Annotated in this window: 8 protein-coding genes; 5 read left to right on the top strand and 3 right to left on the bottom strand. The window is 71.4% G+C overall.

Going from position 1 to position 16,108, the window contains the following annotated elements; translation table 11 throughout:
* The first annotated feature begins 154 nt into the window (after positions 1–154).
* Positions 155–2,518, top strand: a complete 2,364-nt coding sequence (locus ACWC94_RS11075; protein WP_450796216.1) for a SpoIIE family protein phosphatase — start codon at positions 155–157, stop codon at positions 2,516–2,518.
* Between the two features lie 82 nt (positions 2,519–2,600).
* Here ACWC94_RS11075 and lon read toward each other — a convergent pair whose 3' ends face one another.
* Together lon and ACWC94_RS11065 are read right to left on the bottom strand one after the other, a co-directional pair.
* Positions 2,601–5,021, bottom strand: a complete 2,421-nt coding sequence (lon, locus tag ACWC94_RS11070; RefSeq protein ID WP_450796215.1) for an endopeptidase La — start codon at positions 5,019–5,021, stop codon at positions 2,601–2,603.
* A 129-nt stretch (positions 5,022–5,150) separates the two neighbouring features.
* A complete protein-coding gene (locus ACWC94_RS11065; RefSeq protein WP_450796214.1) occupies positions 5,151–5,972 on the bottom strand; it encodes a rhomboid-like protein in 822 nt (273 codons plus the stop codon).
* A 196-nt stretch (positions 5,973–6,168) separates the two neighbouring features.
* On the opposite strand from ACWC94_RS11065, the gene ACWC94_RS11060 reads away from it, so the two are divergent.
* From ACWC94_RS11060 to ACWC94_RS11045, 4 genes are all read left to right on the top strand, one after another.
* Positions 6,169–6,849, top strand: a complete 681-nt coding sequence (locus tag ACWC94_RS11060) for a spermine/spermidine synthase domain-containing protein (RefSeq protein WP_450796213.1) — start codon at positions 6,169–6,171, stop codon at positions 6,847–6,849.
* 113 nt (positions 6,850–6,962) lie between these two features.
* Entirely contained in the window at positions 6,963–7,703 is a 741-nt protein-coding gene (locus ACWC94_RS11055; protein WP_031163266.1) for a response regulator transcription factor, read from the top strand.
* The gene (locus tag ACWC94_RS11050; RefSeq protein WP_450796212.1) at positions 7,700–8,815 is read left to right on the top strand and encodes a HAMP domain-containing sensor histidine kinase; all 1,116 of its coding nucleotides are present in this window, start codon (positions 7,700–7,702) and stop codon (positions 8,813–8,815) included. Before ACWC94_RS11055 ends, ACWC94_RS11050 begins: the two co-directional genes overlap by 4 nt.
* A 302-nt stretch (positions 8,816–9,117) precedes the next feature.
* Entirely contained in the window at positions 9,118–12,921 is a 3,804-nt protein-coding gene (locus ACWC94_RS11045; RefSeq protein ID WP_450796211.1) for a multifunctional oxoglutarate decarboxylase/oxoglutarate dehydrogenase thiamine pyrophosphate-binding subunit/dihydrolipoyllysine-residue succinyltransferase subunit, read from the top strand.
* 168 nt (positions 12,922–13,089) lie between these two features.
* On the opposite strand, the gene fxsT is transcribed toward ACWC94_RS11045, so the two are convergent.
* Entirely contained in the window at positions 13,090–16,098 is a 3,009-nt protein-coding gene (fxsT, locus tag ACWC94_RS11040) for an FxSxx-COOH system tetratricopeptide repeat protein (protein ID WP_450796210.1), read from the bottom strand.
* Positions 16,099–16,108: the final 10 nt, after the last annotated feature.

Raw genomic sequence — 16,108 nt, 5'->3', positions numbered from 1 at the left:
CCTGGACCGGGTACAAGCCCTGGCCGACGGCTGATGTTCCTTCGGTGGCCCCTGCCCGCCCGGCAGGGGCCGTTTCCGCCGCGTTGGTGCTCACCGCCGCCCGGGATCATGCTGGTCAGCAAGAGCCTGCCGAGCTAGGGCGAGATGAGCGGCGATGGAGCGACAGTCGACGTACACGGCCACGGCCACCATCGATGAGCAGGGCATCCTCACGGGCTGGAGCGAAGGCGCACGGCGGCTGCTCGGCTACGACCCCCCGGCCGTCGTCGGACGGCCCGCCACCGCGCTGCTCGCCGCCGACGGCTCGGCGGCCCGCCGGATCCTGGCCGGACGCGAGCGCTGGAACGGCACCGTCCCGCTGCGCCACCGCGACGGCCGGCTGCTGGAGCTGGGCGTGCTCGCCCACCGCCGGACCTCGAAGGGCGGGGTCACCGACTGGCTCGTGGTGAGCGCCGTGACGGCCCGGTCGCAACCGCCCCGGGGCGAACCGCTGGAGGAGTGGACGTTCCTGCAGTCCCCCTTCCCCCTGGCGATCTTCGACGCCGACCTGCGGCTCGTGCGCGCCAACCGCCGGATGGAACACGCCCTCGCCCTGCCCGAGGCCGCGATACGCGGACTGCGCCTGCCGCACATCGCGCCGGGCGCCGCCAGCGAGGAGGCCGACCGGTCGATGCGGCGCGCGCTGGAGTCCGGCCGGCCGCAGGAGACCGGGGCCGGGCTCGGCCCGGAACTCGGCGCTGCCGCCGTGCTGACCCCGCTGAAGGACGCCGGCGGCCGGGTGCGCGCCGTCTGCCTGTCCACGCAGGCCCCCGGCCAGGACGCCGCCGGCCCGCCCCGGCCGGCGGACGAGAGCGGTTCGCGCGTCGGCCCGGCGGCGGACCAGGCCCGTGCCGCCCAGGAACTCGGCGAGGTCACGGTTCCCCGGCTCGCCGATGTCATGGCGGTCGACCTGCTCGACACGCCCCGCGACGCGGACGAGGAGCCCGGGCAGCCCGGCCCTGTGGTGCTGCGCCGCGCCGCGCTGCGCGCCGTCCCGGACGATCACGGACCCGCCTACGGCGCCGGCCCGGGCGAGGCGGTCGTCTGCCCGGTGGACTCCCCGCCGGTCCAGTGCCTCGCGGCGAGCCGTCCGCTGCTGTACGACACGGCGGATCCGGTCGTCGCCGAGTGGGCGGCGGTGGACCCGGGCGCCGCGTGGCTGCGCGCGTCCGGGGCGCGCTCGCTGCTGGCGGTGCCGCTGCTCGTCCAGGGCAGGGCGCTCGGGGTGGCGCTCTTCGGCCGGCGCCCCGGCCGGGGGCCGTTCGGCCCGCGGGAGCTGCGGCAGGCCCAGGAGTTCACGGCCAAGGCGGCCGTCGGCATCCGGCAGACCCTCGCCCGCTCGCGGTCCCGTACCACCACCATGGCCCTCCAGCAGAGCCTGCTCCCGCACACGCTGCCCGCCCAGGCGGCCCTGGAGATCGCCACCCGCTATCTGCCCACCGCGACCCGGGCCGGCGTGGGCGGCGACTGGTTCGACGTGATTCCGCTGTCCGGGGCGCGGGTGGCGCTCGTCGTGGGCGACGTGGTGGGCCACGGCATCCGTGCCTCGGCCACCATGGGCCGGCTGCGTACGGCGGTGCGCACGCTGGCGGACGTGGACCTGCCGGCCGACGAGCTCCTCACCCACCTCGACGACCTGGTCCTGCGGCTCGCCGCCGACGAGGGCAGCGCGGACCCGGCCGCCGAGACCGCCGGCGGCATCGGCACCACCTGTCTGTACGCCGTCTACGACCCGGTCTCGCGCCGGTGCACCCTGGCCCGGGCCGGTCATCCACCGCCCGCCGTGGTCACGCCGGACGGCGCCGTGCGGTTCCTCGACGTGCCCGCGGGGCCTCCGCTCGGGCTCGGCGGGCTGCCCTTCGAGTCGATCGAGACCGAACTGCCCGAGGGCAGTCTGCTCGCGCTCTACACCAACGGGCTGTTCGAGGCCCGCGAGCACGACATCGACGAGGCACTGGACAAGATGTTCGCCGCGCTCGGCCGGCCCGCGACCACGCTGGACGCCGTCTGCGACCGCGTGCTCACCGAGCTGCTGAGCCACCGCCCCGACGACGACATCGCCCTGCTCGTCGCCCGCACCCGGGTCCTGCGCGCGGACCGGGTCGCCGCCTGGCAGCTGGCGAACGACCCCACGGACGTCTCGCGGGCCCGCCACCTGGCCTGTGACCAGCTGGCCGCGTGGGGCCTGGACGAGGTCGCCTTCTCCACGGAGCTGATGGTCAGCGAGCTGGTCACCAACGCCATGCGGTACGGCCGCCCGCCCGTCCGGCTCCGGCTGATCCACCAGGACTCGACCCTGATCTGCGAGGTGTACGACTCCAGCGGCACCACCCCGCACATGCGGCGCGCCCGTATCTTCGACGAGGGCGGCCGGGGCCTGCTGCTGGTCGCCCAGCTGGCCGACCGCTGGGGCACCCGGCACGACCGGGTCGGCAAGACGGTCTGGGCGGAGCAGTCGGTGGCCGGGGCCGCCCGGTGAGCCGGCCCGTCCGTGTACGCGTACGGCGAAGGCCCGGGCCTCCCTCACGGGACCCGGGCCCTCGCTCGTCCCGCGGCGTCCGTCACGCCGCCACGGGAACCTCCGGCGCCGCCCCGTTCGTCGCGGGCGCGAGCGCCAGCTCCAGGACCTGCCGGACGTCGGTCACGGTGTGGACGTCGAGCTTGTCCAGCACCTCGGCCGGGACGTCGTCCAGGTCGGGCTCGTTGCGCTTGGGGATGATCACGGTGGTCACCCCGGCACGCTGCGCGGCGAGCAGCTTCTGCTTCACGCCGCCGATGGGCAGGACACGGCCCGTCAGTGAGACCTCACCCGTCATCGCCACGTCCGTGCGGACCAGCCGTCCGCTCAGCAGCGACGCCAGCGCCGTCGTCATCGTGATGCCGGCGCTCGGGCCGTCCTTCGGGACCGCGCCCGCCGGGAAGTGGATGTGTACGCCGCGGTCCTTCAAGTCGCCGACCGGGAGCTCCAGTTCGGCACCGTGGCTGCGCAGGAAGCTCAGCGCGATCTGCGCGGACTCCTTCATCACGTCACCGAGCTGACCGGTCAGGGTCAGGCCCGCCGCGCCCGTCTCCGGATCGGCGAGGGACGCCTCCACGAAGAGGACGTCACCGCCGGCGCCGGTGACCGCGAGGCCGGTCGCCACACCCGGGACGGACGTACGGCGCTCGGCCGGGTCCTGGGCGGACTCGGGCACGTGGTGCGGGCGCCCGATCAGACCCCGCAGGTCCTCGTCCCGGACGGTGAACGGCAGCTGTCGCTCGCCGAGTTCGTGCTGGGCCGCGACCTTGCGGAGCAGGCGTGCGATCGAGCGCTCCAGGGTGCGCACACCCGCCTCGCGCGTGTACTCGCCGGCCAGCTTGCGCAGGGCGCTCTCGTCCAAGGCGACCTCGTCCCCGCCGAGTCCCGCCCGCTCCAGCTGGCGCGGGAGCAGGTGGTCGCGGGCGATGACGACCTTCTCGTCCTCGGTGTAGCCGTCGAGGCGGACGATTTCCATACGGTCGGCGAGGGCCTCCGGGATGGCTTCCAGGACGTTGGCGGTGGCCAGGAAGACCACGTCCGACAGGTCGAGTTCGACCTCCAGGTAGTGGTCCCGGAAGGTGTGGTTCTGTGCCGGGTCCAGGACCTCGAGCAGGGCCGCGGCCGGGTCGCCGCGGAAGTCGGAGCCCACCTTGTCGATCTCGTCCAGCAGGACCACCGGGTTCATGGACCCGGCCTCCTTGATCGCCCGTACGATCCGGCCGGGCAGCGCGCCGACGTACGTACGGCGGTGGCCGCGGATCTCGGCCTCGTCGCGGACGCCACCGAGGGCCACACGGACGAACGAGCGGCCCATGGCGTGGGCCACGCTCTCCCCCAGGCTCGTCTTTCCGACGCCGGGGGGCCCGACCAGCGCCAGGACCGCACCACCGCGCCGGCCGCCGATCACGCCGAGCCCGCGCTCACCGCGCCGCTTGCGTACCGCGAGGTACTCGGTGATGCGCTCCTTCACGTCCTGCAGACCGGCGTGCTCGGCGTCCAGGATCGCCTTGGCGCCCTGGATGTCGTACGTGTCCTCGGTGCGGGAGTTCCACGGGAGTTCGAGGACCGTGTCCAGCCAGGTCCGGATCCAGGAGCCCTCGGGCGACTGGTCGCTGGCCCGCTCGAGCTTGTCGACCTCCTTGAGCGCGGCTTCGCGGACCTTCTCCGGCAGGTCGGCGGCCTCGACGCGGGCGCGGTAGTCGTCGGACTCCTCGCTGTCCTTGTCGCCGTTCAGCTCGCGCAGTTCCTTGCGGACGGCCTCCAGCTGGCGGCGCAGCAGGAACTCGCGCTGCTGCTTGTCGACGCCCTCCTGGACGTCCTTGGCGATGGTCTCGGCCACGTCCTGCTCGGCGAGGTGGTCGCGGAGCTGCTGCGTGGCGAGCTTCAGCCGGGCCACCGGGTCGGCGGTCTCCAGCAGTTCGACCTTCTGGTCGGTGGTGAGGAACGGCGAGTAGCCGGAGTTGTCGGCGAGCGCGGAGACGTCGTCGATGGCCTGGACGCGGTCCACGACCTGCCAGGCGCCGCGCTTCTTCAGCCAGGTGGTGGCGAGCGCCTTGTACTCCTTGACGAGGTCGGCGACCTGACCCGGCAGCGGATCGGGGGCGCTCTCGTCGACGCGGGCGCCCTCGACCCACAGGGCCGCGCCGGGACCGGTGGTGCCGGCGCCGATCCGCACGCGGCTGCGGCCGCGGATCAGAGCCCCCGGGTCACCGTCGGCCAGCCGGCCGACCTGCTCGACCGTGCCCAGCACACCGGTCTTCGCGTACGTGCCGTCGATGCGGGGCACCAGCAGCACCTTGGGCTTTCCGGGCGTGGACCGGGCGGCGGCCTGCGCGGCCTCCACCGCGGCCCGCACCTCGGCGTCGCTCAGGTCCAGCGGAACCACCATGCCGGGCAGCACGACCTCGTCGTCGAGCGGCAGCACGGGCAGGACGAGCGTGAACGCCGTGGACTCAGTAGCCATGATCTCCCCTTCGGCAGTCAAGTTGAGCTATGTCGACTCAACTGCCGGGGGGTAGCTGGTGTTCCCCGCATCTGTTCGCTGTGAGCGATCAGTTGGGGCCGCCGCGCGGTGCCGCCGTCGAGCGGGTGGTCACGGGGAAACCGGCGAAACCACCGGGACGCGCCAGCGCCGTACGAGCGGCCAGCCGCTGATGCCGATCCCGAGGGCGATGAGATGGCCCCAGTTCGTCATCGGGTCCTGGAAGGCGATCAGGTCGTTGACGAGGGCGGTGGTCGCCAGGGCCAGGACGGGCCAGCGCAACCAGGGGCGCAGGAGACCGGCCAGGGCGCCGGTGCTGGCGGCGACGCCGAAGCTGATGCCGTAGTCGAGCCGGTGCAGCGAGGTGACGGGAAGGTGACCGAACAGGACGGCCAGGCCCACCGGGATCTCGGTCGCGAGGGTGGCCAGGACGTGCCCGGCCAGGAAGACGCAGGCCGCCCGCGCGCCGCCTATGCGCCGTTCGAGGGCGGTGAGCACCAGCACGAACGCGAGCGCGTACGGCGACAGGACGCCGCCCGCGATCCACAGGGCGCTCGCCAGCAGCACCAGCACGGGGGTGCGCACCAGATGGGCGACGTCCGTACTGGAGTCCTGGTAGAGGGAGTGCACCAGGTCCGGGGCGGCCAGGGCCGCGATCACCGAGGTGACGGCCAGGACGACGCCGTAGGAGAAGGTGAACGGGGTTCCGGTGGGTGTGGGCAGCAGGCGCCACAGCCGCGGGACCCGCAGGGCCGGGGGCGGGTCGGCGGGAGCGGGGTCGCAGGCGGGAGCCGTGGCGTGCCGCTGGCGCGGCATGCCGTCCAGCAGGTCCGCGAGCGCGGGTGTCGAAACGACGCCACCGCCGTCGGTGAGCGGAGCGCCCGGAAGGGGCGCGGACGCGGCCGACGCAGGGCCCGTCGCGATCGGTTCCACGGTGTGGCGCTCCTTCCGTCGCGCCCCACCCTTCGTGTTGCGCGGGCCGCTGTCTATGACCGACGCCACGCGAGAGCGGATTCACAGCAACCTCTCACGTGGCAGATGCGTCCGGGCCGGCCCCGTTGTCCACAGCGTGCGCGTGTCATCCGCAATTCCCGTGAAGGACGGGGCGCGTTCAAGCAGGATGGTGGGCATGACTGCTGCCGTGTACGACTCTCCCGTGGTCCTCGACCGGCGCGACGGCCCGTACGGCGAGGTGGTACTGCGCCGGCACGGAGCGCTGCTGCAGATCATCGCCAACGGCTGTTTCCTGATGGACACCTCCGACGGCCGCTCGGAGCGGCTGCTGGTGGACGCCGCGTACGGCGCGCTGGACGGGCGGCCGAAGCCGCACGTACTGATCGGCGGGCTGGGCGTGGGATTCTCACTCGCACATGCGGCGGCGGATCCCGGGTGGGGGCGGATCACCGTGGTCGAGCGGGAGTCCGCCGTCGTCGACTGGCACCGGGACGGGCCGCTGGCGGAGGTTTCCGCCGGTGCGCTCGGCGATCCGCGCACCGAGATCGTGCAGGCGGATCTGGTGGCGTTCGTCCATGAGACATCGGACACGTTCGACGCACTCTGCCTGGACATCGACAACGGCCCCGGCTGGACCGTCACGGACGGCAATCACAGCCTCTACTCGCCGGCCGGACTCGCCGCCTGCGCAAGGGCGTTGAAACCCGGTGGAGTGCTGGCCGTATGGTCCGCCGAGCCCTCTCCGGAATTTGAAGGAAGCTTGCGGAATGCCGGGTTCCGGCAGGTGCGTACCGAAGAGGTCCCCGTTGCCCGGGGCGTTCCGGACGCCGTACACCTCGGCATCCGACCTGGATAGCGACAGCACGGTGGATCCCCGTAATGTGCTGCCCTGACGCGGATCATTCAAGCGTCAAGCGCAGACATGGGATCACCCCACTGGTTCCGGAAAGCAACAAGCAGGGGCGGGCGATGGAGCAGACACACACCTCCCAGAGCGGCGCGGCGACGACCACCCCGGGCGCACAGCGCCGGGTGCTGGTCGTCGAGGACGACCCCACGATCGTCGACGCCATCGCGGCCCGGCTGCGCGCCGAGGGATTTCTCGTGCAAACCGCGTCGGACGGCCCGGCAGCCGTCGACACGGCCGAGGCCTGGCAGCCCGACCTGCTGATCCTCGACATCATGCTGCCCGGCTTCGACGGCCTCGAGGTCTGCCGGCGGGTGCAGGCGCAGCGTCCGGTGCCGGTGCTGATGCTGACCGCGCGGGACGACGAGACGGACATGCTGGTCGGTCTCGGGGTCGGTGCGGACGACTACATGACCAAGCCGTTCTCGATGCGGGAGCTGGCCGCGCGGGTGCACGTGCTGCTGCGGCGGGTGGAGCGGGCGGCCCTGGCCGCCGCGACGCCGCGCAGCGGGATCCTGCGCCTCGGCGAGCTGGAGATCGACCACGCGCAGCGCCGGGTGCGGGTGAAGTCCGAGGACGTCCACCTGACGCCCACCGAGTTCGACCTGCTGGTGTGCCTGGCGAACACCCCGCGCGCGGTGCTCTCGCGGGAACAGCTGCTGGCCGAGGTGTGGGACTGGGCGGACGCCTCCGGCACCCGTACGGTCGACAGCCACATCAAGGCACTGCGCCGGAAGATCGGTGCCGAGCGGATCCGGACCGTGCACGGCGTGGGATACGCGCTGGAGACGCCGACACCGTGAGCGGCGACGGGCGGCAGGCCGCACGGAGGAGCCCCGGGGAGGATCCCTGGGGCGGCGTACGCCCGTTCTCGATCAAGACCAAGCTGGGCGCACTCGTCGTCATATCGGTGCTGATCACCACCGGACTGTCGATCGTCGCGGTGCACACCAAGACCGAGCTGCGTTTCATCACGGTCTTCTCGATGATCGCCACACTGCTGATCACGCAGTTCGTGGCGCATTCGCTCACCATGCCGCTGGACGAGATGAACACGGTGGCGCGGTCGATCTCCGAGGGCGACTACACCCGCCGGGTGAGCGAGGGCCGCCGGGACGAGCTGGGCGATCTGGCCGGGACGATCAACGTCATGGCGGACGAGCTGGAGGCCCAGGACAGCCAGCGCAAAGAGCTGGTCGCGAACGTCTCGCACGAGCTGCGCACCCCCATCGCCGGGCTGCGGGCCGTGCTGGAGAACATCGTCGACGGGGTGACCGAGGCCGACCCCGAGACCATGCGGACGGCCCTGAAGCAGACCGAGCGGCTGGGCCGGCTGGTGGAGACCCTGCTGGACCTGTCCCGGCTCGACAACGGCGTCGTCCCGCTGAAGATGCGCCGCTTCGAGGTGTGGCCGTACCTGTCGGGCGTGCTGAAGGAGGCCAACATGGTGGCCTCGGCGCGTGCCGGCATCGCCTCCGGCTCCGGCAGCCACACCCGCACCGACGTCCATCTGCACCTGGACGTCTCCCCGCCGGAGCTGACCGCGCACGCGGATCCCGAGCGCATCCACCAGGTCGTCGCCAACCTGATCGACAACGCGGTCAAGCACAGCCCGCCGCACGGCCGGGTGACGGTGAGGGCGCGGCGCGGGCCGCAGCCGGAGTCGCTGGAGCTGGAGGTCCTGGACGAGGGCCCCGGGATCCCCCGCTCGGATTGGCACAAGGTGTTCGAGCGGTTCAACCGGGGCGCGGTGACCCGGCCGCACGGCCCGGGCAGCGACGGCGGTACGGGCCTCGGCCTGGCGATCGCCCGCTGGGCGGTGGATCTGCACGGCGGCCGGATCGGTGTGGCCGAATCCGAGCGCGGCTGCAGGATCATCGTCACTCTTCCGGGACTGACTTCCGCCCCAAGTTGACGTAAAGTCCGATCCGGAAGCACAAGATCCACGACGGTCGCCGCCGTTGCCGTGCAGCTGGACACGTGTGATCAGGGGCAGGCCCGGGCCACCCGTCGAACGAAGGCGCGCCGGGCCCGTCCCGCGCACCCTCTCCCCTCCGGAACCACGCTTGTTTCCCGCCATATCAAGCCCTGAAACAAGATTTCCGATGTGACTTACGCGACGATGACCTTGCTCGACCTGACCTTCCCCGCCCTGGAGGCGTAGCCTTTATTCCCGCTGTCCATCACCTTGTGAAGCGGAAGAGGGCGGTTGCCGCCGTGTCGCCACAGTCCCCCAGTAACTCGAGCATCTCCACCGACGACCAAGCCGGGAAGAACCCCGCTGCCGCGTTCGGTCCGAACGAGTGGCTCGTCGACGAGATCTATCAGCAGTACCTCCAGGACCCGAATTCGGTAGACCGTGCCTGGTGGGACTTCTTCGCCGACTACAAGCCGGGGGCGCCTGCCGCCTCGGCTCCGGCGGGTACTGCGGCCGCGGGGGCCGCAGAGACCACCACGACTGCGCAGGCCCAGAGCGCGCCGGCCCCGGCCGCGCCCGCGCCGGCCCCCGTGGCGCCGAAGCCGGCCACCCCGGCCCCCGCTCCCGTGGCGAAGGCCGCGACCCCCGCCCCGGCCAAGCCGGCGACGCCCGCACAGGCGCCCGCTCAGCCGAAGGCCAAGGCCGCTCCCGCCGCCAAGGCCCCGGAGGCCCCCGAGGGCCCGGAGCTGGTCACGCTGCGCGGCCCGGCCGCCGCCGTCGCGAAGAACATGAACGCCTCGCTGGAGCTGCCGACCGCCACCTCGGTCCGCGCGGTCCCGGTGAAGCTGCTGTTCGACAACCGCATCGTCATCAACAACCACCTCAAGCGCGCCCGCGGCGGGAAGATCTCCTTCACGCACCTGATCGGGTACGCGATGGTGCAGGCCATCAAGGCCATGCCGTCGATGAACTACGCGTTCGGCGAGAAGGACGGCAAGCCGACCCTCATCAAGCCGGCGCACGTCAACCTGGGCCTCGCCATCGACCTGGTGAAGCCCAACGGCGACCGTCAGCTCGTCGTGGCCGCCATCAAGAAGGCCGAGACGCTGAACTTCTTCGAGTTCTGGCAGGCCTACGAGGACATCGTCCGCCGCGCCCGTGACGGCAAGCTGACGATGGACGACTTCACCGGTGTCACGGTCTCCCTGACCAACCCCGGCGGCCTCGGCACCGTCCACTCCGTGCCGCGGCTGATGCCCGGCCAGTCGGTGATCATGGGCGTCGGCTCCATGGACTACCCGGCGGAGTTCCAGGGCACCAGCCAGGACACCCTGAACAAGCTCGGCATCTCGAAGGTCATGACCCTCACGTCGACCTACGACCACCGGGTGATCCAGGGCGCCGCCTCCGGCGAGTTCCTCCGCCAGGTCGCGAACCTGCTGCTCGGCGAGAACGGCTTCTACGACGACATCTTCGAGGCCCTGCGGATTCCGTACGAGCCGGTCCGCTGGCTCAAGGACATCGACGCCAGCCACGACGACGACGTCACGAAGGCCGCCCGTGTCTTCGAGCTGATCCACTCCTACCGGGTCCGCGGCCACGTCATGGCCGACACCGACCCGCTGGAGTACCGCCAGCGCAAGCACCCCGACCTGGACATCGTCGAGCACGGCCTCACCCTGTGGGACCTCGAGCGCGAGTTCGCCGTCGGCGGCTTCGCCGGCAAGTCGATGATGAAGCTGCGCGACATCCTCGGCGTGCTGCGCGACTCGTACTGCCGCACCACCGGCATCGAGTTCATGCACATCCAGGACCCCAAGCAGCGCAAGTGGATCCAGGACCGCGTCGAGCGCGGCCACTCCAAGCCGGAGCGCGAGGAGCAGCTGCGCATCCTGCGCCGGCTGAACGCGGCGGAAGCCTTCGAGACGTTCCTGCAGACGAAGTACGTCGGCCAGAAGCGCTTCTCGCTGGAGGGCGGCGAGTCCGTCATCCCGCTGCTGGACGCGGTCATCGACTCCGCGGCCGAGTCCCGCCTGGACGAGGTCGTCATCGGCATGGCCCACCGCGGCCGGCTGAACGTGCTGGCCAACATCGTCGGCAAGTCGTACGCGCAGATCTTCCGCGAGTTCGAGGGCAACCTCGACCCGAAGTCGATGCACGGCTCCGGCGACGTGAAGTACCACCTGGGCGCCCAGGGCACCTTCACCGGCCTGGACGGCGAGCAGATCACCGTCTCGCTGGCCGCGAACCCGTCCCACCTGGAGACCGTCGACCCGGTCATCGAGGGCATCGCCCGCGCCAAGCAGGACATCATCAACAAGGGCGGCACGGACTTCACGGTCCTGCCGGTGGCGATCCACGGCGACGCGGCCTTCGCGGGCCAGGGCGTGGTGGCCGAGACCCTGAACATGTCGCAGCTGCGCGGCTACCGCACCGGCGGCACGGTCCACATCGTCATCAACAACCAGGTCGGCTTCACCGCGGCCCCCGAGTCCTCGCGTTCCTCCATGTACGCGACGGACGTGGCCCGCATGATCGAGGCCCCGATCTTCCACGTGAACGGCGACGACCCCGAGGCCGTCGTCCGCGTTGCCCGACTGGCGTTCGAGTTCCGCCAGGCGTTCAACAAGGACGTCGTGATCGACCTCATCTGCTACCGCCGCCGCGGTCACAACGAGTCGGACAACCCGGCCTTCACCCAGCCGCTGATGTACGACCTGATCGACAAGAAGCGCTCGGTGCGCAAGCTCTACACCGAGTCCCTGATCGGTCGCGGCGACATCACCCTGGAAGAGGCCGAGCAGGCCCTGCAGGACTACCAGGGCCAGCTGGAGAAGGTCTTCACGGAGGTCCGCGAGGCCACCTCCCAGCCGGCCGCCGCGGACACCCAGGCGCCGCAGGACGGCTTCCCGGTCGCGGTGCCGACCGCGATCTCCTCGGAGGTCGTCAAGCGGATCGCCGAGTCCCAGGTCAACATCCCCGACTCCTTCCACGTACACCCGCGTCTGCTGCCGCAGCTGCAGCGCCGGGCGACGATGGTCGAGGACGGCACGATCGACTGGGGCATGGGCGAGACCCTCGCGGTCGGCTCCCTCCTGCTGGAGGGCACCCCGGTCCGCCTGTCCGGCCAGGACTCCCAGCGCGGCACCTTCGGCCAGCGCCACGCGGTCCTCATCGACCGTGAGACCGGCGAGGAGTACACCCCGCTCCAGTACCTCGCCGAGGACCAGGCGCGCTACAACGTCTACAACTCCCTGCTGTCCGAGTACGCGGTCATGGGCTTCGAGTACGGCTACTCGCTGGCCCGCCCCGACGCGCTCGTGATGTGGGAGGCGCAGTTCGGTGACTTCGTCAACGGCGCGCAGACGGTGGTCGACGAGTACATCTCGGCAGCGGAGCAGAAGTGGGGCCAGATGTCCGGCGTCACGCTGCTCCTCCCCCACGGCTACGAGGGCCAGGGCCCGGACCACTCCTCGGCCCGTGTCGAGCGGTTCCTCCAGCTGTGCGCCCAGAACAACATGACGGTCGCGATGCCGACCCTCCCGTCGAACTACTTCCACCTCCTGCGGTGGCAGGTGCACAACCCGCACCACAAGCCGCTGGTGGTCTTCACCCCGAAGTCGATGCTGCGCCTCAAGGCCGCCGCGTCGAAGACGGAGGAGTTCACCTCGGGCCAGTTCCGCCCCGTCATCGGCGACTCGACGGTCGACCCGGCCGCGGTCCGCAAGGTCGTCTTCTGCGCGGGCAAGGTCTACTACGACCTGGAGGCCGAGCGGGTCAAGCGCGGGGCCACGGACACGGCGATCATCCGCCTCGAGCGGCTGTACCCGCTGCCGGGTGCCGAGCTGCAGGAGGAGATCAAGAAGTACCCGAACGCCGAGAAGTACCTGTGGGCGCAGGAGGAGCCGGCGAACCAGGGTGCCTGGCCGTTCATCGCGCTCAACCTGATCGACCACCTGGACCTGGCGGTCGGCGCGGACGTTCCGCACGGCGAGCGGCTGCGGCGCATCTCGCGTCCGCACTCCTCGTCCCCCGCGGTGGGCTCCGCGAAGCGGCACCAGGCGGAGCAGGAGCAGCTGGTGCGTGAGGTGTTCGAGGCGTAGGCCTCCGGCGGTCCGGCCGCACGCAAGGGCCCGGTGTCGAGTTCTTACTCGGTACCGGGCCCTTTGCCCATGCGTAGGGGTGGTTGCGAGCGTTTGCGAGTGCCGGCTCGTTGTGGCTTGCCGCGCAGTTTCCCGCGCCCCTTTGGGGAGCGCTTCTCTACGGGGCGTCTAGTTCGCCTGGGGTTCGAAGTCCCAGTAGGGGCGGTTGCGGGAGCGGGCCGAGAGGGTGTGGATGTGTTGCGGGCCGAGGGTGGCGGCCAGGTCGGAGAGGGCCTCCTGCTCGACCTTCTCCGCCTGTTGACGGTCTCTCAGGGCGCGTAGGTCGGCCGCGTGGGCGATACGGGCGGAGAGGGTGAGGGGGTGGGTGCGGCCCAGGGTCTCGGTGGCCCGGAGGCTGGTGACCCTGCTGAGTTCGGCGGCGGACTCGGGCTCGCCGACGAGGTTGCGCAGGGCCGAGGCGTTGATGGCGCAGCCGAGGGTGTGCGGGTGGCCCTCGCCGAGGGCCGCGGTCATGCCGGCCAGTGCCTCTTCGATGAGCACGTGGGCGTGCTCGCGCTCGCCGACGCTGCGCAGGACCAGGGCGTGGTTGGCGCGGGCTCCGATGAGGAAGGGGTGCCCTTCGGACAGCAGCATCTCGTAGCGGGCGATGATGGACTCGCTGGCCTCGCGGGCCTGGTCGATGTCGCCGTGCTCGCGCGCGAAGCAGCTCTGGCTGACCGCGGCGGCCAGGGTGTGCACATGGGTGTCGCCGAGTTTGCGCTCGTAGCCCTCCAGGACATGGGTGAGCAGTTCCCCCGCGGTGGCCCGGTCTCCGCCGCGCAGTTTGCACAGGGCGAGGTTGTGCTCGGCGCGCAGGGTGCTCTGGTGGTCCCGGCCCATGACGCGGTGGTATTCGTGCACGTTCTTGGTCTGGGCGGAATCGGCCTCGGAGTACCGGCCCAGCAGACGCATGTCGATCGCGTAGGACGCCTCGGAGAACAGGGTCCAGGGATGGCGGCCCTTGAGCAGCAGGCGGCGGGCCTCCAGCGTCTTCAGGTCGATGGTCCTGGCCTCTTCGTAGCGGCCCAGCAGCCGCATGGTGTAGCCGAGGTTGTTCAGGGCGTTGAGGGTGCGTGAGTCCTGCTCGCCGAAGAGGTCGCGGTAGGTCGGGTAGAGCCACTGGTCCAGTTCGAGAGCGTCCTCGTACTGGGCGAGTTCACGCAGGTCGGCGGCGAGTCCGCCGGCCATCCGCAGATGGTCCAGGTCGTGTTCGCCGCGGTCCTCGCGGAGCTGCTGCATCGCCGCCCGGTCGATGGCCTCGGTCTCCTGGAAACGGCCGGCGGAGCGCATCAGGTTGGCGTAGTGGTACGTCAGCTCCCACACCCGGGGGTGCGACTCGCCGAGCAGACGGCGCCAGGCGCGCAGGGCGCGCGCGCCGAGGTTGACGCCGGCGGTGTACTCGCCCGCGAACAGCATGTACCGCAGACAGTTCAGCACCAGCGACTGCACCTTGCGGTCCTTGCTCTGCAGCACGTCGGCGTACTTCAGGTGCGGCACGATCTCCGCGTACGCGTCCCAGTTGCGGGTGTCCGTGGGACGGCCGGGGTCCGCCTCGGCCAGGGCCCGGCGGACGACCTCGATGAACTCGCGCCGGTCCTGCTCGGGCATGTCCTTGTGCACGATCTGGTGGACCATGCGGTGCAGGTAGACCGACTCGCCCGCGGAGGCGGTCTCGTCCAGGGCCGCCTCGTGCGACTCCAGGCGGACGACCGAGTACTGGCGGAGCTGGTTGATCGCCTTGTTCCACAGCAGCGGGTCGTCCAGCAGTCCGGCGATCTGTTCGGGCAGGTCGTCGTGGGACATCTCCTTCAGCAGCCGGACGGGGATGAACCCGGGGGCGAAGAAGGTGCACAGGCGCAGCAGGTCGACCGACTCGGGGACGGTCTCGCGGAGTTTGTTCAGCAGTATCGACCACGCGGTCTGGAAGGCGAGCGGGAAGTCCGCCGACACCTTGACCACGTCCTGGTCGATGCCGCCCTCCAGGAGGGCGATGTACTCGTCGACGGACAGGTCGGAGTCGTTGAGCCAGCCCGCGGTCTGGTCCAGCAGCAGCGGCAGGTCCTCCAGGGCCTCCGCCAGCTGGTCCGCGTCCGCCTCGCTCAGCCGGGGCGCGCGGCGCCGGATGAAGGCCACCGACTCGTCGCGGGCGTAGACGGGCACTTCGAGCAGTTTGCTGTTGTGCTCGCCCCACTCGGGGTTGCGGGAGGTGATGATCACATGGCCGGGGCCGGTCGGGACCAGGTCCCAGATCTGCTCGGGCTCGTCGGCGCCGTCGAGGATCAGCAGCCAGCGGGAGTGCGGGTCGCCGCGGCGCAGCGCGTCCCGGACGGCGCGCAGCCGTTCGCCGTACTCGGGGCCGGTGGACAGGCCGAGTTTGGGGGCCAGTTCGGCGAGCAGGCGGCGGTAGGTGACCCGTTTCTCGGAGCCGACCCACCACACGACGTCGTACTCGGAGCCGAACCGGTAGGCGTACTCGGCGGCCAGCTGGGTCTTGCCCACCCCGGACATGCCGTGCAGCGTGAGGACCCCGGCGCCGGGCTCGCTGCCCTGGAGGAGGTGGTAGGCGTCGTTCAGGAGCGGTTCGCGGCCGGTGAAGCGGGTGTTGCGGCGCGGTACGCCGCCCCAGACGTCGGGCATCGAGGCGGGAAAGCGCGGGGCCGGGCGGGTGACGTCCGCGGTCACGGGCGTGTCGAGCGGCACGTCCAGCCGGTCCAGCAGGCGCCGTTCGGCCTCGTCGGCGCCCATGTTGGTGAGGTCGGCCGGGGCGAGGGCGGCGGTGGCGGAGGGCACGGAGGCGTTGGTGACGGACACCGCGGCGAACCTGGCCGGGTCGGGGGCGACGACCTCGCGCAGGGCCGCGTTCCACTCCTCGTGGGTGCGCGGGCCGAGCTGGAAGTACCACTCGCTGACCAGGATCAGGGTACGGCCCTCGGCCAGGGTGAGGTCGCGCAGCAGGCCGGCCAGGGACTGGTCCGGCGGGGCGTCCCAGCGCAGGTAGACCACCCGCAGACCGCGCCGCTCCAGCCGGTCCCCGATCCATGCCGCCCAGGGCCGGTTGAACCCGGCGAAGCTGATCGTGACGGTCTGCCGCGCGGCCCCCTTCCCGGTGGACCGGACCGGCGTACGAGCTTCAGACATGCAGCGGCCT

This window comes from Streptomyces sp. NPDC001135 (assembly GCF_053598395.1).
The sequence above is the reverse complement of the archived record's forward strand: the minus strand, read 5'-3'. Positions and strand labels throughout refer to the sequence as shown.

Bases quoted from the DNA above. Each gene is read 5' to 3' on its own strand.
- lon (WP_450796215.1), bottom strand. From the start codon at position 5,021: ATGGCTACTGAGTCCACGGCGTTCACGCTCGTCCTGCCCGTGCTGCCG.
- ACWC94_RS11075 (WP_450796216.1), top strand. From the start codon at position 155: ATGGAGCGACAGTCGACGTACACGGCCACGGCCACCATCGATGAGCAG.
- fxsT (WP_450796210.1), bottom strand. From the start codon at position 16,098: ATGTCTGAAGCTCGTACGCCGGTCCGGTCCACCGGGAAGGGGGCCGCG.
- ACWC94_RS11055 (WP_031163266.1), top strand. From the start codon at position 6,963: ATGGAGCAGACACACACCTCCCAGAGCGGCGCGGCGACGACCACCCCG.
- ACWC94_RS11060 (WP_450796213.1), top strand. From the start codon at position 6,169: ATGACTGCTGCCGTGTACGACTCTCCCGTGGTCCTCGACCGGCGCGAC.